Below are 17,778 nucleotides of genomic sequence, written 5' to 3'. Positions count from 1 at the left end.
CTGCGGCCTAACGGCCGGTCCAGCGAACCCAGCCGTGCACCTGTGCCGCCGCGCTCTCGAAGGACGAGTGCCCGCCGGTCAACGAGTGGTCCGGGGAATCGACGGTGTACGAATCAGTGCGGGTGATGTCGCACACGACCTCGGAGTCGAGCAACCCATTCCAGTGGTCGGCTGAGTCGCGTACCCACCGCAGTCGGTCCGGCATGAGGTTCCAATCGATTCCGTGGACCGCTGTCGTCGCGCTCCGAGTTGGACGGTAGTCCTGTCAGATGTTCGTCGCACAGGGTGGCGGCCCGGATCGTCGGTGGTGACTGGCACGATGGTCCCGTGCCTGCTGCCCCGATGATCGACGCCGTCGACGTCATCCGCTTCGTCGGGCCGCAGAACTTCGGTCGCGCACGCGACGTCGTCCGCGCCGGCCTGGTCGACGACGCCACCTGGCACGACGACGACGGCACGGTCACCGCGGTCGTGTCCGGCACCGCCGACGACCCGTACGAACTCCGCGTCGACACCACCCCGGCGCGCGGCGACTTCGTCCGCCCGGTCCGCAGCACCTGCAGTTGCCCGCTCGGCGGCGACTGCAAGCACGTCGCGGCCGCGCTCCTCACCATCAACGCCCGCGCCCTCGCCGCGAACGCCGGCCCACGCCCGGAAGCGCCGGCTCCGCCGCCCTCGGACTGGAGGCACGACCTCGCCCGCCTCGCCGGTGACGACGAGCGGGCGCCCACCCCGCAGGGCACCCGGATGGGACTGCAGTTCGAGTTGCGTGACGCGGTCCCCGCCAAGCTCGCCTCGCGCGCCCGTGCCGCCGGCCGCGCCCTGCCGGCGCCGTCCCGCAGCGTGCGGCTCGGCGTCCGGCCGGTGACCCGCAGTGACGCCGGCAACTGGGTGCGCGGGCAGCTGACGTGGGGCACGCTCCCCTACTCCCAGAACCGGCTCGGCGTCGGTGCCGAGCAGCACGCCTGGTTCCTGCAGCTCGCCGCCCTGCACCGTGCCGGGCAGCTGGCGGGCCTGCCGGGTGAGAGCGACTGGCTGCACCTCGACGACTTCCGGAGTCCCCTGCTCTGGCCGCTCCTGCAGCAGGCCGCGGCGCTCGACATCGCGTTCGTCACCGGCAAGCGCGAAGGCGGAGCGGTCCTCGGCACGCAGGCACAGGTGCTGCTCGACGTCGCCCGCCACGACGACACCGTGGTGATCGGCGCGAGTGCCGTGCTCGACGGCCGGCCCGTGGTGCCCGGTGCCGCGCGGATGATCGGCGACCACGGCGTCTACGTGTTCCGCGAGAGCCCCGAGTTCACGGTGGCCGTCGCACCGACCCCGGCGCCGGTGCCCGAGGACCAGCGCCGCATGCTCGTCGAGGGCACCCGGATCATCGTGCCGACCGCCGAGGTCGACGAGTTCCTGGCCGACTGGTCACCCCGGCTGCGCGGTGCCCTCGGCCTGGTCAGCTCCGACGGCTCGGTGGAGCTACCCGAGCGCACCCCGCCGGAGCTCGTGCTCACCGCGACCTTCGAGCCGGCCCGGGCCCCGCGCACCGACGACCGCGTGCACCTGCACTGGCGCTGGCACGTCGACGGCCGGAAGGACCCGGTGTCCCTGCACGGCCCGCTCCCCGACCTGTCCGGGCTCCGCGCCGCCGACGATCCGGCCGGCACCGGCGAGGCGACCACGGCGACGACGACGGCCGACGACGCGACGCAGGCTGGGCCTCCGGTCCGCTCTGCCGGACCCGGTGGCGGACTGGACTGGTTCCAGGACGGCACCATCGACGGGGCCGACGTCGCGGTGTTCGCGAACGAGTTCCTGCCCGAGCTGCCGTCGCTCGGCGTCCGCACGGTCGTGCAGGGCGAGCGGCTCGACTACGAGCGGTTGAGCGGGCGGCCGCACATCCGTGTCACGACGATGCCGTCGGACAAGCACGACTGGTTCGACCTCGGCATCATCGTCAGCGTCAACGGCAAGCAGATCCCCTTCACGCCGCTGCTCACCGCGCTCGCGGGTCGGCAGCGACGACTCAAGCTCGTCGACAACTCGTACCTGTCGCTGGCCGACCCCGCGTTCGACCGGCTCAAGGAGCTCATCGACGAGGCCCGTGACCTGGACGAGTGGGAGCCCGACCAGCCGATCGCCGTCACGCCCCTGCACGCCGGGCTGTGGTCGGAGTTCGACCTGCTGGCCGACGAGACCTCGCACGACGAGCGGTGGCAGGCGATCGCCTCGGGGCTGCTCGGGGCGACGCCCCCGGGTGACGTCCCCGTGCCGGACACCGTGCACGCCGACCTGCGGCCGTACCAGCACGCCGGGTACGCGTGGTTGTCGTTCCTGGTGACGCACGGCATCGGCGGCGTGCTCGCCGACGACATGGGGCTCGGCAAGACGCTGCAGGTGCTCGCGATGGTGGCCGCCCGTCGTGCCGCGGAGCCCGACGCGCCCCCGTTCCTGGTCGTCGCACCGACCTCGGTCGTCGGCAACTGGGCGGCCGAGGCGGCCAAGTTCGTGCCGTCGCTGCGGGTCGCGACGGTGACCTCGACGTCGTTGAAGGACCCGGGGCTCGTCGCGCGCACTGCCGCCGCGTCGGACATCGTCGTCACCTCGTACGCACTGCTCCGGCTCGACGCCCGCGCCTGGACCGACCTGCCGTGGTCGGCGCTGGTGCTCGACGAGGCCCAGTTCGTGAAGAACCCGCAGTCCCAGACCCACCGTGTGGCCTCGGAGCTGCAGGCACCGGTGAAGTTCGCGATCACCGGCACGCCGCTCGAGAACGGGCTGACCGACCTGTGGGCACTGTTCCACGTCGTCGCGCCCGGGCTGCTGTCCACCTGGACCCGGTTCGGCGACGACTACGTGAAGCCGCTCGCCTCGCCCGAGCTCCGCGGCGAGGCCCGGCAGGAACTCACCGGGCGGCTGCGCCGACGGATCCGGCCGCTCATGCTCCGCCGCACGAAGGAGGCCGTCGCGGCCGACCTGCCGCCGAAGCAGGAACAGGTCGTCCGGGTCACGCTCGACCCGGCGCACCGGGAGCTGTACGAGCGCACCCTGAACCGGGAGCGCCTGAAGGTCCTCGACCTGATCGACGATCTGTCGAAGAACCGGATGATCGTGTTCCGGTCGCTGACGCTGCTGCGGATGCTCGCGCTGTCGCCGGCGCTGGTGTCGTCCGGGTCGTCGTCGTCAGACTCGGACGTCACGTCGGGCTCGACCCCGATCCCCTCGGCGAAGCTCGACCTGCTGCTCGACGAGCTCGAACAGCTCGCGGCAGAGGGCCGTCGCGCCCTGGTGTTCAGCCAGTTCACCTCGTTCCTGCGGATGGTGTCCGACGCCCTCGACGCCCGAGGCATCGGCTACGAGTACCTCGACGGATCCACCCGCAAGCGCCCGGAGGTCATCGAGCGCTTCCGGCAGGGCACCGCTCCGGCGTTCCTCATCTCGTTGAAGGCCGGCGGCTTCGGGCTCACCCTGACCGAGGCGGACACCGTGTTCGTGCTCGACCCGTGGTGGAACCCCGCCGCCGAGTCCCAGGCCGTCGACCGCACGCACCGCATCGGGCAGACCCGGTCGGTCAGCGTCCAGCGGTTCATCGCCGAGGACACCATCGAGGAGAAGGTCCTCGCCCTCGCCGCGCGCAAGGCCGAGCTGTTCGCCACGATGATCGACGACGACGCGCTGTTCGCCGACGACCTGACCGCCGACGACATCCGCTCGCTGCTGACCTGAGGCGCCTCCCGCCGCCGTACCACCGTTCCGCCCGCACCACGTTCCGCCCCGCACCACTGGAGTCCCACCGCATGACGTCCCGCCGACGCCGCAGCCGCATCACCCTGACCTCCGTCCTCTTCGTCCTGGCCCTCGCCGTCGGCGGGTACGCGCTCGACGCCACCGGTGTCCTCGGACCGGACACCGACGCGGCGGGCACGAACGCTGCGGGCGGCCCCACGGCCGGGGAGACGACCACGATCGGACCGCAGCAGGCGTCGACGGGGGCGAGCCCCGCCTCCAGTCCGACCGTCAGCCGCGGAACCGACGCCGACGCGGTCCGCGCACGCACCCAGCTCGCCGACCTGCCCGTCAAGGGCAAGGCACCGGCCACCGGCTACGACCGCACCGGTGACTTCGGCAGCGCCTGGCTCGACGTCGACCACAACGGGTGCGACACCCGGAACGACGTCCTCGCCCGCGACCTCGCCGGCATCACCCGCGAGGGCCGCTGCAAGGTCCTCACCGGCACCCTCGTCTCGCCCTACACGGGTGCGACGGTCGACTTCGTGCGCGGCAACACGACCTCGACGCTCGTGCAGATCGACCACGTCGTCGCCCTCGAGAACGCCTGGCGCACCGGGGCGCAGCGGCTCACCGAGACCGAGCGGCAGGCACTGGCGAACGACCCGGTGAACCTGTTCGCGGTCGATGGCCGCTCGAACTCGCAGAAGGGCTCCGGCGACGCGGCGACCTGGCTCCCCGCGAACAAGGCGTTCCGCTGCACCTACATCGAGCACCAGGTCACGGTGAAGGCGAAGTACCGCCTGTGGGTGGCTCCGGCGGAGCGGGACGCGATGGTGCGGGTGCTGGACGCCTGCTGACGTCCGGCAGGCTGCCGCCGCTGGGTGTCGGCTCGGAGGCCCGGCGCACCTCCGCCCCGCGTGGCAGGCTGCGGGCATGGCTGAGCAACTCACGGTCCCACAGGCGTTCGCGCTCCTCCAGGTCGAGCCCGACGGACGCCACGCTCTCGATGGTTCGACGCTCGACACGGGTCTCGCGGGAGCGGTCCTCGCCGACCTCGCGCTGCGCGGCGTCGTCTCGCTGCAGGACGGACTCGTCGCCGTCGTGAACGGCGCCGCAACGGGCGACCCCGTGCTCGACGGCGTGGTCGGCTCCATCGCGGCGGCCGGTGCACCGCGCAAGGCGAAGTGGTGGGTGAGCCGACTCGGCAAGCGCCAGCTGCGCGACGACGTGTTCGCCGGACTCGTCGAGCGCGGTGTCATCAGCATCGAGCAGGGGAAGGTGCTCGGCCTCTTCCCCACCACGAAGCACCCGGAGCGGGACGGAGCTCCGGAGGCGCTGCTGCGATCGGGCATCGCGGACGTGCTGGCTGGCCGGGCGGGACCCACGCCGTTCTCCGCCGCGGTCATCGGCCTGCTCGACGCGACGAACACCCTGCGCAAGCAGTTCGGTGCCGTCGACAAGGACCTGGTCAAGGAGATCACCTCGGGCACCTGGGCGAGCCCGGCGGTGAAAGCCGTACTCGAGGAGATCGAGGCCGCGACGATGGTCGTCATCATGGCGGGCACCATCGCAGCGACGGGTTCGATCACCGCGAGCTGAGGTCGGCAGCGCGACGGGGCCCCTGCACGCCGGCTGACTGCGTCGTTAGACGACAGGTGTAGTCTAGGTATCTCGATGCAGATGCATCGATCGGACTCGCTGCCCCACCGCGGACCCCGAGCCCTTCACCGTCGAAGACCTCAGGAGGCCTCCCACCATGCCCGAAACCACCACCGGCACCACCCGCTTCGCCGACCGCGTCGTCCTCATCACCGGCGGTGGCTCCGGCCTCGGCCGCGCGACCGCCGTCCGCCTGGCCGCCGAGGGCGCTGCGCTCTCCCTCGTCGACGTCTCCGAGCAGGGACTCGAGGCGACGAAGGCCGCCGTGCTCGAGGCCACCCCCGACGCGCAGGTCCTGACGACCGTCGCCGACGTGTCCGACGAGGCCCAGGTCGACGCCTACGTCACCGCTACCACCGAGCGCTTCGGCCGCATCGACGGCTTCTTCAACAACGCCGGCATCGAGGGCAAGCAGAACCCCACCGAGTCCTTCACCGCCGCCGAGTTCGACCGCGTCGTGTCGATCAACCTTCGCGGCGTGTTCCTCGGCCTCGAGAAGGTGCTCAAGGTCATGCGTGAGCAGGGCTCCGGCATGGTCGTGAACACCGCGAGCGTCGGCGGCATCCGCGGCATCGGCAACCAGTCCGGGTACGCGGCCGCCAAGCACGGCGTCGTCGGGCTCACCCGCAACTCGGCCGTCGAGTACGGCCGCTACGGCATCCGCATCAACGCCATCGCCCCCGGCGCCATCTGGACGCCCATGGTCGAGAACTCGATGAAGCAGCTCGATGCGGAGAACCCGCGCAAGGCCGCCGAGGAGTTCATCCAGGTCAACCCGACGAAGCGCTACGGCGAGGCTCCCGAGATCGCCGCCGTCGTCGCCTTCCTGCTCTCCGACGACGCGTCCTACGTCAACGCGACGGTCGTCCCGATCGACGGCGGGCAGTCGGCCGCGTACTGAGACCGTCACCTCTGACGCCCGGCTCACGTCCGCGTGCGCCGGGCTTCGGCCTGGAGGCGCGGCTCGGCCCCGCCGTGTCCGCCGACCGTGACAGCATGGCTGGTGTGAGTACCGATCAGACCAACGGGTCAGCCTTCGGCCGAGGCGTCGACAAGGCCCCGCCGACCGCGGCCGCCGAACTGCGACGGAGGATGGCGGCCTCGCCCGCGGGCTTCCTGCGCAGCGCGGCGTGGGTCCCTTGGAAGCCGACGGGCTCTCCGGAGGCCGGCAGCGTCGCCCACGTCATGATCCGCGACAAGCCGTTCGTGCCCGTGTTCACCGACCCGGGCGAACTCGCCGCCGGCCTGCCTGACGCCGAGGGACGTCCGGTGCCGATGTCCGAGCTCGTGACCGCGCTCCCCGAGGAGTTCGGCATCGTGGTCGACCCGACGAGTGCGGCCGAAGCGAACTTCCTGCACGCCGACGTCCTCGCCGAGATGCGGGCGCAGATGCAGGGTGGCGTCCCGACCAGCGACGACTGACCCGCTCCGTCGGAGAGTCAGACCGTTCGGCGGTGGCACGCTCGCCCTCGACCAGCGCGGGTGCAGGTGTTCCAGGAGGACGCTTGGTCCGGCCAGCCCTCGTTCTGGCGTCACAGCGCCGGCGGGCGGACCCATGGTTTCGCGCCGTTGACGGTTCTGGTTCACGATCCCCGGGGTTCGTGAACCAGAACCGTCACGCAGCGCTGACTCAGCCGGCGTGCTCCGCGACGACCACCCAGGTCACGGAGACCACGAACACCATGACGGTCGCGGTGCCGACAGCGACCGCCCATCCCTGCGACCTCGTCCTCCGAACCCGTGCGGCCACCACCGCTCCCCCGACGAAGACGGCGACGAGCACGATGCTCTCGACCACGCTCGGGAGCCAGGCGACCCACGGCGTGCACGGCCGCGTCGACGTCTCCCAGTCACAGCTGTACTGCGACAGTCCGGCGAAGACCCACCCGATGAGCACAGCGGCGATCCCAGCCAGCGCTGTCGCGACGAACAGTGAAACCGTCACGACGAGGTCCGCCGTCGACGCCCGAGAGCGCCACGGCGCGGGTCGGCCCGCCCAGTCCTCCAGCGTGTCCCTCGCCTTCGCGGTCAGGCTCGGACAGCCTGCGGGCGAGGCTCGACGAGCTCGATGAAGCGGGACAACAGGGACAGGCCCGCGATCGACGGGGGCAGTCCGGTGGTCAGCGCCGGCGAGTGCACGAGGTAGGCCGCCCACTTCGCCCGCGAGATCGCCACGTTCAACCGGTTCGGCATGAGTAGGAAGTCGAGGCCGCGTGGGATGTCCGCCGCACTCGACGCTGCCAGGGACACGATCGACACGACGGCCTCGCGGCCCTGGAACAGGTCGACGGTGCCGACCTGGGTGCCGGTGAAGCCAGCGCGGTCGAGCTCCTGCCGGATCAGTGCCCCCTGCGCGTTGTACGGCGCCACCACGATGACGTCCTCGTCGGTCAGGGCCCGGGTGTCGGAACCGTCCGTCCACGTGCGGCCGACGACGTCACCGACGAGTGCGACGACCCGAGCGGCCTCCTCAGCAGAGGACGTCGTGTTGCCCGCGTGGACGACCGGCACGGGGTGCACACCCGCGTCGATGCCGTCGAGGTGCCGGCCGGAGACCATCGAGGCGAGCTGCCCGTCGTAGGACAGGGCCGAGACGGATCGGGTCAGCGCGGGCTCCATGCGGCGGGTGCGGGCCAGGAAGTACCCGAACTCCGGCGGCAGGACGTGCTGTCCGTCGGCGAGCCAGCCGAGCGCGGACTCGTCGACGGGCTCCGGATGCGAGCCCTGCGACACCTGGGGCAGCTGCTGGGGATCCCCGAGCAGCAGGAGCCGGGTCGCGGCGACCGACGAGGCGATGGTCGGGGCGAGGGAGAACTGCCCGGCCTCGTCGACCACGAGCAGGTCGAGGGAACGGCGCTCGATCGTGGACTCGTTCGCGAACGTCCAGGCCGTGCCACCGACGACACCGCCGGTGCCCGAGGCCTCGCACGAGGACAGGAACGCGGCGACCGCGGCGCCGTTCTTCACCGGGGTCCAGGCTGCGGAATCGAGCTCGTCCTCGGTCGCGCCGGACTTCGGCACCTTCGCGACCCGGTCCGCGGGGACACCGGCGTTCACGACCGAGGTCAGGAAGTTCTCCGACGTCGCGTGGGACTGCCCGACGACCCCGACGCGCCAGCCGTACTCGCGGACGAGCCGGGCGACGACGTTCGAGCCGACGTAGGTCTTGCCCGTACCGGGAGGGCCCTGGACCGCCAGGTACGACCGGTCGAGGCCGAGCAGGGTCGACACGACGGCCGACACCGTGTCGTCGCCCTGCACCGGGACGATCGGGCCACGCGGGGGCACCCGACGCAGCAGGTCGAGCGCCGGGTCGGGCAGCATCGCCGGCAGCTCGTCGAGCACGGCCTGGCCCCACCACGCGATCGCCTCGGGCTGGGGCTTCGCGCGGGGCGGTGCCGACGGGGCGAGGGCCACCGGGAACTCGTGGTGCGGTTCGCCACCGACGGGCAGTCCCTCTTTCACAAGGACCTCGACGGCATCGCCGTTGTCCCAGACGTCCACGATCACGGCGCGCGACGACGCGCCCTTCGACCCGGGGCCCGGTGAGGCGACCGATGGCGGAAGCGGGTCGTCGTAGACCAGGTGGGGCGTGCCTCCCGGCCGGAGCCGCGAACCGGGCGCGAGCGTCCCCGACAACCGGAGTTCCCGCGACTGCGACCGGGCACGCGGCAGCGTGTCCCAGTCGCGCTCGACGGACGCACGCTCCACGACCAGGACGTCACGCGTGTCGGCCCAGTCGTCGACCGGGTTCCGCAGGCGGTCGAAATGGTCCTGCCAGAAGGTCTTGGCCTCGCGGCGGTGGTAGTCGATCGCGGCTGCGGCGAGCGCCAACGCGGTCTGGTCAGGGGTGCGGTCGAGGGCGTCGACGTCCTCGAGTTGCGCGGCGAGCGCGACGTACACCGGGTTCGGTTCGCGCTCGACGGGGATCGGTGGGACCTCGAGCTCGAGCGACGGGTCGGCCGCGTCGGGGTCGTCGGTGCGCAGCGTGCGGAGCCAGTCGCGCAGGCGCAGGGTCGAGCGGCAGTCGTAGGCGTTGTAGTCGGCGACCTGGTCGAGCATCCGCTGCCCCTCGACGGCGTCACCGTTCCGGAGTTCCTCGATCGCGTCGACGTAGGCGGTGATGCTGTCCGCGGCGTTCGTGACGTCGCTCTCGCGCAGGTCCGAGCCCATGTACAGCGGTTCGAGCTTCTTGATCGAGTAGCTGTGGCTTCCGACGACCAGGGCCTTGCGGACGATCGGGTACAGGTCGACCAGGACGCCGGCGCGCAGCAGGTCGTCGACGGCCTCTTCACCCACCCCGTGCCGGGCGGCGAGCGACAGCAGGTGCGTCCGCTCGTAGGCGGCGTAGTGGTAGATGTGCATGCCCGGGTACTGCTGCCGCCGGGCCTCGATGAACGCGAGGAACTGCTCCAGCGCACCTCGCTCGTCGCGGATGGTGTGCGCCCAGAACGCGGTGAACTCGGCGCGGTCGTCGACCAGGCCGAACAGGTAGTCGAGGCCCCAGTGCACGCCGTCCTCGGTGTGCAGCGGGTCTCCCTCGAAGTCGAAGAAGACGTCGCCCGGGTCGGGCGCCGGGATCGCGTCGAGCGCACGGGCGTCGAGGACCTCGAAGCGCGGCTTGACGGGTTGGCCCGGCCCGTCGGCGCCCGCCCGTCGGGCGTCTTCCGACTCGATCTGGAGGCTCGCCTGGCGTACCAGCCGATCCTGCGTCGCGCGGGACAAGCCTGGTACTGCCCGGGTGCGGACCGCCAGGTCGTCGATCGTCCGCACCTCGTGCTTGATCAGCTTCGCTCGTTGATCGAGGCGCATGCCGGCGACGAGGACGAGGTCGCGGTGCTCAGCGACCTGTGTCGAGCAGACCTCGCATCGGCCACAGCTCGAGTAGCGCGGGTCGCCCCACCGCAGCGACTCGTCGGCGGCGATGCGCTCGGCGATGACCCGCTGCAGTTCGGCGCGCTGCGTGCGGTACACCGGCGCGATGTCGGCGAGGTCGTGCGTGGTGGTCGTCCGGTCGCCGAGCACCAGGTGCACCTGCTGCCCGGTCGGGATGCCGTGCGCCTGCATCTGCTCGGCGTACGCGGCGAGCTGCAGCAGGGCGCTGATCTTGGCGTGGCGGGCGAGCTTGGTGTCGTAGACCTCGTACTCGCCGCGGTCGTTGCGGATGATGAAGTCCGCGAAGCCGATGAAGCCGGGGGCGTCTGCCGTCGGTGCTGCGTGGAACGTCGGCTGGTACAGGACATCGGCACCGTCGGCGAAGGCCTGTCGTGCTTCGGCTGCGGCGCGTGCGTAGTCCGGCGGGGCGGGGCGGTCGAACTCGACGACGTTGCGGGTCTGCTTGAGGATGTCGAGGTAGTCGAGCTCGTGCTGGTCCCCCAGCCGAGCCGTGCGCTCGAGCATGTCGTCGTGCACGTCCGGCAGGGCTTCCCCGCGGCCGAGCTTGGCGTCGAGGCGGCGGAGGAACGCCCACTCGCAGGCCGACCACGTGCTCAGGTCACTCGGGCTGAGCAGCACGTGCCCGTCGACGCCGATCTGCATGCGCTCCCCCTTGCTCTCCGGTGCGCTGAAAGCCTAGGGGCGGCGTCAGACAACGGGACGGGTTCTTCGAACTCGCTCTTGACATACTAGATTCCGTCGGTGATACGTTAACGCTCGACCAGAAAGGGGATGGTTCATGTCGAACCTCGTGCTCAACGGAGCGCTCTATTCACAATCGGCGATCACCGACAGAGTCGAATCGATCCGTGATCGGCTCGCTCTCAAACAGGACCGAGTCGTTGTGCTCGTGCTCATCGCGATCGCGCTGTTGCTCGCGGTCGGCCTCATCACCGCGTGGTGGATCACCTGCCAGAACAAGGGCATGTACCCGGCAATGGACATGCCGTCCTTCAGTGCCGGCGGCACATGGAAGGTGTACTGCCGAAAGTGAACATGCACGAGGAGCCCGTGAATACTGTCCTGGAGGTGATCGGAGTCGACAAGTCGTACAGCGGGCGCCCTGCACTGGTCGACTTCTCGATGACCATCGTCCCCGGAAGCATTCACGGGCTCCTCGGCTCGAACGGCTCCGGGAAGAGTACAGCCTTGCATGTGATCACGGGCATCATCGACCCGGACCGCGGATCAGTCCTTCACCATGGCGTGACGGTCAGCCAAGCCGTCGCTCGGATGCGGTTCGGTTTCGCACCCGATGATCTCCCGCTTCCCCAGTCTTTGACGGGCCGCGAGTACCTGCGCCTGCATGATTCACTCCGTCGCCGCGATGACTCGTCCCGAGCAATGTCCCTCGCACGTGTCCTCCAGGTACGAAACGCACTCTCAAAGCCGATCTCCTCGTACTCCCACGGCATGAAGCGAAAGCTTCAATTGGTGTGTGCGCTCGCGCACAGTCCCTCGCTCCTCATCCTCGACGAACCGTTCAGGGGGTTGGACCCGGACACAGCGCAAGTCCTCCAAGAATGCCTCTCCTTGTTCACCGCGGCAGGCGGAGCGGTCCTCATGGCGACGCACGACCTGTTGCGCGCCGAGACGCATTGTGAGGCCATAACCATGCTGCACAACGGAGCAATTGTTGCTTCAGGTCGCACCCGGGAGATCGTTTCCAGCCATGGCTCGGTCGGCCAGTGCTTCTCCGCGCGGATCAGCAGCGCTTCGTCGATGGCTACCCGCGCCGACCGGCTCCGTGCCCTGTTCACCCCCGACGAAAAGGAAATTCATGAAGACCGCTAGCGTGACGTTCATCGGGCTCGTGCTCGGCATCGCTATCACTTTCCTTGCCATCGCTGCCACGATCGCCACCTCAGCCGTCAGTGGGACACCCGCTGAGATTCCGTTCGTGTTCTCGGCCACAGTCGGCACGGAGAACGGGCTGCCATCGGTGGAGTTCACGCCGAACGGGTTGGGGCTTCTCGTGACGGTCGTTCTCATCACGGTCGGCTACGCAGCCCTGCGCCTTCGCGCTCGCCCCCACCCGTGAGTCAGACCATCACGGTCGCGCGCGCCACCGCGTTGGTCTGGATATCAGAACTCGCTGGAGCCTTCAACGTCTCACGTCGGCGAGTCCTCCTCTGCGCTGCGTTCACAGTTGCAGGCATCCTTGCACTCGGACTTGCCCTCGGGTTGACGGCAGTCTCGACGTTGAGCGGCCAAGTGCCGGCACCGATCGCAGCGTTCATGGTGGAGACCGCGGCGAGTGGTGCTTTGCTGAGCGCGGCGCTGGTGACGGTCGTCCTCGCGCTCACTGCCCCAGCGGGCTCGGCCCTCGACCACCTTCTGTGCCTCCTACCGGTGACGAACAGCGCTCGAGCAATCGGCAGATCGCTTCCACTGACCGTGCTCACCACAATCGGCTCGACGGCGCTGTGCGTCCCGGCGATGCTCGTGGCAGGTCGTGTTCTCGACCTCAGCGAGGCGACGCGATACGTGGTCGCGCTTCTCGCGGGCGTCGCTCTCGTTGAAGCGCTCGCCCAAGGCCTGCTGCACGCAGTAGGGAGCTTGATGCAGTCTTGGCTCCGAACACCCTTCGCCGTCTCGTCGACGATCAGTGGCGCAGTGACGATCGGCGCTGCGCTCGTCGCTTTCGGCCCCGGCGTCATCGTGCCCTCGGGTTTGGCTACCGATGATGCGCCCGCATTGTCCCTCCCAAGGCTGATCAGCGATGTCGCGACCAGCCGGAGGCCTGATCTGGCGTGGCCGGTCTTCGTGAGCTACTTCGTCGTGACGATTGTGTTCGTGTGGGCAGTCAGCAAGATCTCGACTTCAAAGGCGGTCCCGTCCGCGTTCGCGCTTCTCCCTGCCGATCGGATACTCCGTGGACCGCAGGGGCCTTTCCTCTCTCAGCTCCTGGTGATGATTCGTGCGCCGCAGACTTCCCTAGCGATTGCTGGCGCAATCTGCTTGTTGGCGACAACGGCGTGGGCGCTCCCGCCGAACGTTCCAGCAGAGGTACGCGACGGCTTGGCCATGGCGGTTCCTTCGGCGGGATGTGCTCTCGTCCTCTTCGGCCCGGGGCGCGTCCTGCCATGGGCTTGGACCGGCACCGCGCTCGGTCGTCGCCGCACGTGGTGGTTCGCGCCCGTTGCAGTGGCGCACATCGTCGCCGCTGCCCTTGCCTGGACAGGCTTGAGCGGCGCAGCCCTCCTCCTGGGCGTCGTCCAATTCGACGAGCTCCCGGGGATGGTCTTCCGTGCGACGCTGCTCTTCCTGTCAGCGACACTCGCTGGCGCCCTCGTCCCGTGGAGCGACACACAGCCCATGTCAGGCAGCGTCGGCCTGATGCTGACGACCGTGCTGTACCTGGGATGCAGCTCCCTCATCTCCTATCTGGATCAGCTCGCTGGACCATTGAAGGTGCTCGGAAGTATCTGCTGTATCTGCCTACTGGTAGCAGGGTCGGTGACCACGTGCATCCGACTGACCTCGTCCCGATGATCTCCCGACTGCTGCCGCCGTGCTGTAGTCCGGAGGGCCTTGCCGTTCGATGTGAAGAGTTCGCACTGTCGCTCCGGACCGACACGAACGCGAGGCGTCGCGCAGCGATCGACCACGGATTCATCGCTGGAGGCGAGAGCCGATGGAGAACGGCATTCACTGCGGGAGCGCTTGTGGATTCTGGCGATGCGAAGAGATTCTCGGTGTACGTGCGCCTCGTCCTGGCAGTCATCGGTTCTGCGGCACTTCCTTTGACGGTGACGACCGCACTCGCAATGGCGACGCTTCTCGGCAGCGGAGCGACGTACGGACCGTTGCTGGCGGTGCTCGCGTTTCTCGTCTCAAATCTCTGCCATGAACTCGGTCATCTCCTCGCCATTGGCCTGCTGTCGGCGCAACGGTCGCACGTCCATGTCGTCGCGAGGCTCGGTTTCGCCCACGTTGTGCGCAACTCCTTGCCACCTCTGCGCGAGGCCGTCGTCGCGGTGAGCGGGCCGCTCCTGGTTGCGTCGTGTTGCGCCGCCGCGATGATCTTCGCGACCCACGTCATCGAGGTGGTCGTTCTCGCCTCGATCGGGGTAGGTCACCTTGGCACCCTGCTTTTCCCGGTCGGGGACGGCGCCAATCTGCGCGACGCCGTCAGGTCTGCCCGCTCGTCAAAGTTCCCCGAGCGCCGAGAACAGTCCAGCCGACAGTGAACCCTCGCCAACCGCCGGACATGAGCGCTCTCAGCGGGCCGGCAAACAGTCCGGCCTCCGCGATCAGTCGGTCAAGGGTACGAACCGCGGGCCGTCGTACCCGTCACGTGTCACGTGTGCCGTGAACTCGGCGAGCGAGCGCACCCAGTGTGCGCGTTCGCCGTACAGCGCCTGGTACACGACCACGGGCTCCTCGGTTTCCACGTCACGAGCGACGAGCAGCACCTCGTAATCGTTGCCCTTGAAGTGCCGGTAGCGGCCCGCGGTCACGTCGTCAGTCACCCGACCGAGGGTACGGCCCGAGCGGTGGGACCATGACCGCGCGTTCTGCTTGACTGAGCAGCACGGGGAACGAGCACCACGGGGGAACGACATGACCGCACTGAGCACGCGCGAGCGGGACCGTCGCGCACAGCGCGTCTTCTTCGTCGTCATGGCGGTCGTCATGGCGGGCGCGGACGTCTGGCTGCACTTCCACGCCGGCGTCATCCGCCCATCGGCCTTCTGGGTCCCCACGGTCGTCGGACTCGTGTACGGCGCCGTGGTGTGGCCGCTCGGCCTGCGTCAGGAGTCGAGGCGGTGGCCGAACCTGGTCGGGGCGGGGTTCCTGGGTGGCTTCCTCGTCCTCATCGCGACGAAGACGTTTTCGCCGTACGCCTGGTTCCTCGCGGTCGTGATCGGGACGTTGCTGTTCCAGGCCGCCCTCCCGCCGAAACGACCCGCAGCGCGGGTCACCGCCAGGCTCCCCCTGACCGACGTGCGACCGTGGACCGGCTCGGGAGTCACGGCCACGGCCGTCGAGCACCCCTTCGGCAAGGGTCGGACGAAGCCAGCCGTCGCCCTCACCACGCAGGACGGTGCCACCGCGTTCCTGGTGGTGGAGCTCGCCTCGTTCTTCGACGGTGAAGCGGCGATCGCAGAATCGGCGAACGGCGAACAGCTGACCTTCCTCACCAGGAAGGGCGTCGCTGCGAAGTCGTCCATCCTCGACGACGCGACGCCGGGGATGGCCGACGGCACGCTGTTCCTGCACTCGGCGAAGGACGAGTCGCGGCCTTCCGCCGTCTTCAGCGACGACGACGCCGCCGCGTTCGAGCAGTGGGTCCGCACGCTCCCCGAGGACTGAGTACCTGCCAAGCCCGGCGCGACGCGCACAGCTCGGCGTCACATCCGGTCACGTTCGACAGCAGTTCGTCGGCTGCGCGTACCGTCGCCGTGTGACCGTCGGAACCGCAGTGGCCGTGCTCGTCGGGGTCATCGCGCTCGCGACGGTCCTCGGTCTCCTGCTCCGCCACCGGACCGGTCGAGCCCGATCGACGGGCACCGCCTCGTCGACGAGGCAGGACGCAGACGGTCTCGCGCTCGACACCGACTACGGCACCGCCGCCACGTTCGTCCAGTTCTCCACGCCGACCTGTGCGCGGTGCCCGGCCACCCGGCGCCAGCTCGCCGTCGTCACGGACCAGCACGAGGGCGTTCGCCGCATCGAGGTGGACCTCGTCGAACACCCCGAGCTCGCCCGGCGTTTCGACGTGATGCAGACCCCGACGGTCCTGCTGCTCGACGCCGACCGCTCGGTCCACACCCGCTTCGGAGGCCCACCCCGCCCACCCGAGCTCGCCGCAGCCCTCGACGCCGTCCTGACCGCAGGCAGCACAGGCACCGCAGGCACCACCGGCACCCAGGAGTCCCGATGACCACCACGAACGACACCGACCGCGGCATCGACCCGCGCTCCCCACGCTTCGGCGCCGCCATCACCACGGTGCTCCTCGCCGCGACGATCGTCCTCACGCTGATCCCCGAGACGTGGGTCGCCGGCATCGTGCTGCTCGCGGTCATCGTCGTACTGTTCGCCGTCGGAGGCATCGCCGGCATCCGCCGACACCCCTACGGCGCACTCTTCCGACGGGTGGTCCGCCCACGCCTCGCCCCGCCCGCCGAACTCGAGGCCCCGGAGCCCCCGACCTTCGCCCAGCAGGTCGGCCTGTTCGTGACCGCGGTCGCCCTGCTCCTCGCACTGCTCGGCGTGCCGTACGCCGCCCCGATCGGTGCCGCAGTCGCCCTGGTCGCCGCGTTCCTCAACGCTGTCTTCGACGTGTGCATCGGCTGCCTGCTCTACGTGTGGCTGGTCTGGGCGGGCGTCTTCCGTCCGCGGCGCGGCGTCGCCTGACAGCGTCCGGCCTGGAGGCCCGCCTCGCCTCGACCACACCGCCAGCGTCCGACAGGTGCTCGGCTCCAGAACACGGCTCTGCCCCGCCCTCAACTTGCTCGAAGCGCACGCACGCCCGCACGCGCCCCCAACACCCCGACGAAACACGAAAGTAACTTGCAGCCCTAGCGCCGATCCATGCAATGCGCTTTCATAGCGGGATGACGATCACCGAGCGATCCGAGCGCGCCGACGCCTTCGCCCTCGTCCGGACCCAGTCGGCGAGCATGCCGTCGAGCATGCGTGCCATCGCCGACGCCGTCCTCGAGGACCCGGCAGCCGCGGCCACCACCAACGCCACCGACCTCGCCGGCAGGGCCGGGGTCTCCCCCGCGACCGTCTCTCGCTTCGCCCAGCACCTGGGCTTCGCGAACTTCGCCGCCCTGCAGCGCAGCATGACGCGGGCCGTCGAACGCGGGATCCACGAGCGTGAATCCACCGAGATCCACGCCGGGGTCGCGGTCGACGACGACGTCGCCACCGTCATCGCGAAGGTCACCGAGGACGTCCGAGCGGTGATGGCCGACACCCGCGCCGCACTCGACCCGCACGCGCTCGAAGCAGCGGCAGCAGCCGTGAGCGACGCCCGCCGCGTCGTCCTCTACGGCGTCGGCGCGAGCGGCATCGTCGCCCGAGACCTGCACCTCAAGCTCGAACGCATCGGCATCGTGAGCTCCATCGCCGACGACCCGCACAACGCCCTGACCCTGGCGAGCGTCATCGGCGAGCACGACGTCCTGGTGCTCGTCAGCCACTCGGGCTCCACCGTCGAGACCCTCGAGGTCGCCCACGCCGCCCGAGCACAGCACGCCACGATCATCGCGATCACCGGCCACGCGTCCGCCCCGCTCGCCACCACCGCCGACCACGTCCTGCTCGGTGTCGCCGGTGCCGAGAGTGCCCTGCGCCCCGCGGCCATGGGCAGCCGGATGAGCCAGCTCGCCATCGTCGACACCCTGTTCATCGTCGTCGCGCAGCGCACCGACGAGCGCTCCCAGCCGCTCCTCGCCCGCAGCCGCGACGCCGTCCGCACCCACCACCGGAACTGAGCATCAC

The 17,778-nt window shown here is 69.9% G+C and carries 17 protein-coding genes; 14 read left to right on the top strand and 3 right to left on the bottom strand.

From position 1 onward, the window contains the following. Nucleotides 1-327: 327 nt before the first annotated feature. From DEJ19_RS07190 to DEJ19_RS07170, 5 genes are all read left to right on the top strand, one after another. The gene (locus DEJ19_RS07190) at nucleotides 328-3,717 is read left to right on the top strand and encodes a DEAD/DEAH box helicase (RefSeq protein ID WP_146250711.1); all 3,390 of its coding nucleotides are present in this window, start codon (nucleotides 328-330) and stop codon (nucleotides 3,715-3,717) included. A 71-nt stretch (nucleotides 3,718-3,788) separates the two neighbouring features. After that, nucleotides 3,789-4,580, top strand: a complete 792-nt coding sequence (locus DEJ19_RS07185) for an HNH endonuclease family protein (RefSeq protein ID WP_258377459.1) — start codon at nucleotides 3,789-3,791, stop codon at nucleotides 4,578-4,580. 76 nt (nucleotides 4,581-4,656) lie between these two features. Next, nucleotides 4,657-5,322, top strand: coding sequence for a GOLPH3/VPS74 family protein (locus DEJ19_RS07180; RefSeq protein ID WP_111233940.1), 666 nt, complete (start codon nucleotides 4,657-4,659; stop codon nucleotides 5,320-5,322). A 157-nt stretch (nucleotides 5,323-5,479) separates the two neighbouring features. Continuing rightward, nucleotides 5,480-6,283, top strand: coding sequence for an SDR family oxidoreductase (locus DEJ19_RS07175; protein WP_110865118.1), 804 nt, complete (start codon nucleotides 5,480-5,482; stop codon nucleotides 6,281-6,283). A gap of 95 nt (nucleotides 6,284-6,378) precedes the next feature. Continuing rightward, a complete protein-coding gene (locus DEJ19_RS07170; RefSeq protein WP_146250710.1) occupies nucleotides 6,379-6,804 on the top strand; it encodes an SseB family protein in 426 nt (141 codons plus the stop codon). Nucleotides 6,805-7,012: 208 nt separating this feature from the next. Here DEJ19_RS07170 and DEJ19_RS07165 read toward each other — a convergent pair whose 3' ends face one another. Both DEJ19_RS07165 and DEJ19_RS07160 read right to left on the bottom strand, forming a co-directional pair. Then, the gene (locus tag DEJ19_RS07165; RefSeq protein WP_111233938.1) at nucleotides 7,013-7,327 is read right to left on the bottom strand and encodes a hypothetical protein; all 315 of its coding nucleotides are present in this window, start codon (nucleotides 7,325-7,327) and stop codon (nucleotides 7,013-7,015) included. A gap of 83 nt (nucleotides 7,328-7,410) precedes the next feature. Then, entirely contained in the window at nucleotides 7,411-10,920 is a 3,510-nt protein-coding gene (locus DEJ19_RS07160; protein WP_111233937.1) for a TM0106 family RecB-like putative nuclease, read from the bottom strand. Nucleotides 10,921-11,056: 136 nt separating this feature from the next. Between DEJ19_RS07160 and DEJ19_RS07155 the strand changes: the two genes are divergently transcribed. From DEJ19_RS07155 to DEJ19_RS07135, 5 genes are all read left to right on the top strand, one after another. Then, nucleotides 11,057-11,311 carry a hypothetical protein gene (locus DEJ19_RS07155; RefSeq protein ID WP_111233936.1) on the top strand — a complete coding sequence of 85 codons (255 nt, stop codon included), beginning with the start codon at nucleotides 11,057-11,059 and terminating at the stop codon, nucleotides 11,309-11,311. A gap of 2 nt (nucleotides 11,312-11,313) precedes the next feature. Beyond that, nucleotides 11,314-12,111, top strand: coding sequence for an ABC transporter ATP-binding protein (locus tag DEJ19_RS07150; RefSeq protein WP_258377461.1), 798 nt, complete (start codon nucleotides 11,314-11,316; stop codon nucleotides 12,109-12,111). Beyond that, complete coding sequence (locus DEJ19_RS07145; RefSeq protein ID WP_146237741.1) at nucleotides 12,098-12,358, top strand: hypothetical protein; 261 nt, start codon at nucleotides 12,098-12,100, stop codon at nucleotides 12,356-12,358. The genes DEJ19_RS07150 and DEJ19_RS07145 overlap by 14 nt, the downstream gene beginning before the upstream one ends. Next, complete coding sequence (locus DEJ19_RS07140; RefSeq protein WP_146250709.1) at nucleotides 12,355-13,812, top strand: hypothetical protein; 1,458 nt, start codon at nucleotides 12,355-12,357, stop codon at nucleotides 13,810-13,812. Before DEJ19_RS07145 ends, DEJ19_RS07140 begins: the two co-directional genes overlap by 4 nt. A gap of 257 nt (nucleotides 13,813-14,069) precedes the next feature. Further along, on the top strand, nucleotides 14,070-14,510 hold the full coding sequence (locus DEJ19_RS07135; RefSeq protein WP_146250708.1) for a hypothetical protein: 441 nt from the start codon (nucleotides 14,070-14,072) through the stop codon (nucleotides 14,508-14,510). Nucleotides 14,511-14,573: 63 nt separating this feature from the next. On the opposite strand, the gene DEJ19_RS07130 is transcribed toward DEJ19_RS07135, so the two are convergent. Next, nucleotides 14,574-14,792 carry a DUF1653 domain-containing protein gene (locus DEJ19_RS07130; RefSeq protein ID WP_258377458.1) on the bottom strand — a complete coding sequence of 73 codons (219 nt, stop codon included), beginning with the start codon at nucleotides 14,790-14,792 and terminating at the stop codon, nucleotides 14,574-14,576. A gap of 91 nt (nucleotides 14,793-14,883) precedes the next feature. On the opposite strand from DEJ19_RS07130, the gene DEJ19_RS07125 reads away from it, so the two are divergent. From DEJ19_RS07125 to DEJ19_RS07110, 4 genes are all read left to right on the top strand, one after another. Next, complete coding sequence (locus tag DEJ19_RS07125; RefSeq protein ID WP_111233932.1) at nucleotides 14,884-15,636, top strand: hypothetical protein; 753 nt, start codon at nucleotides 14,884-14,886, stop codon at nucleotides 15,634-15,636. 91 nt (nucleotides 15,637-15,727) lie between these two features. Further along, nucleotides 15,728-16,207: a thioredoxin family protein gene (locus DEJ19_RS07120; protein ID WP_284176595.1), complete on the top strand. Its 480-nt coding sequence runs from the start codon at nucleotides 15,728-15,730 to the stop codon at nucleotides 16,205-16,207. Next, nucleotides 16,204-16,683: a DUF4395 domain-containing protein gene (locus DEJ19_RS07115; protein WP_111234202.1), complete on the top strand. Its 480-nt coding sequence runs from the start codon at nucleotides 16,204-16,206 to the stop codon at nucleotides 16,681-16,683. The genes DEJ19_RS07120 and DEJ19_RS07115 overlap by 4 nt, the downstream gene beginning before the upstream one ends. Nucleotides 16,684-16,883: 200 nt before the next feature. Beyond that, on the top strand, nucleotides 16,884-17,771 hold the full coding sequence (locus DEJ19_RS07110; RefSeq protein ID WP_181441637.1) for a MurR/RpiR family transcriptional regulator: 888 nt from the start codon (nucleotides 16,884-16,886) through the stop codon (nucleotides 17,769-17,771). Nucleotides 17,772-17,778 lie beyond the last annotated feature (7 nt).

Origin of the sequence: Curtobacterium sp. MCSS17_016, assembly GCF_003234255.2 — a bacterium.
In the GTDB taxonomy this organism is placed as follows: Bacteria; Actinomycetota; Actinomycetes; order Actinomycetales; family Microbacteriaceae; genus Curtobacterium; species Curtobacterium flaccumfaciens.
The sequence above is the reverse complement of the archived record's forward strand: the minus strand, read 5'-3'. Positions and strand labels throughout refer to the sequence as shown.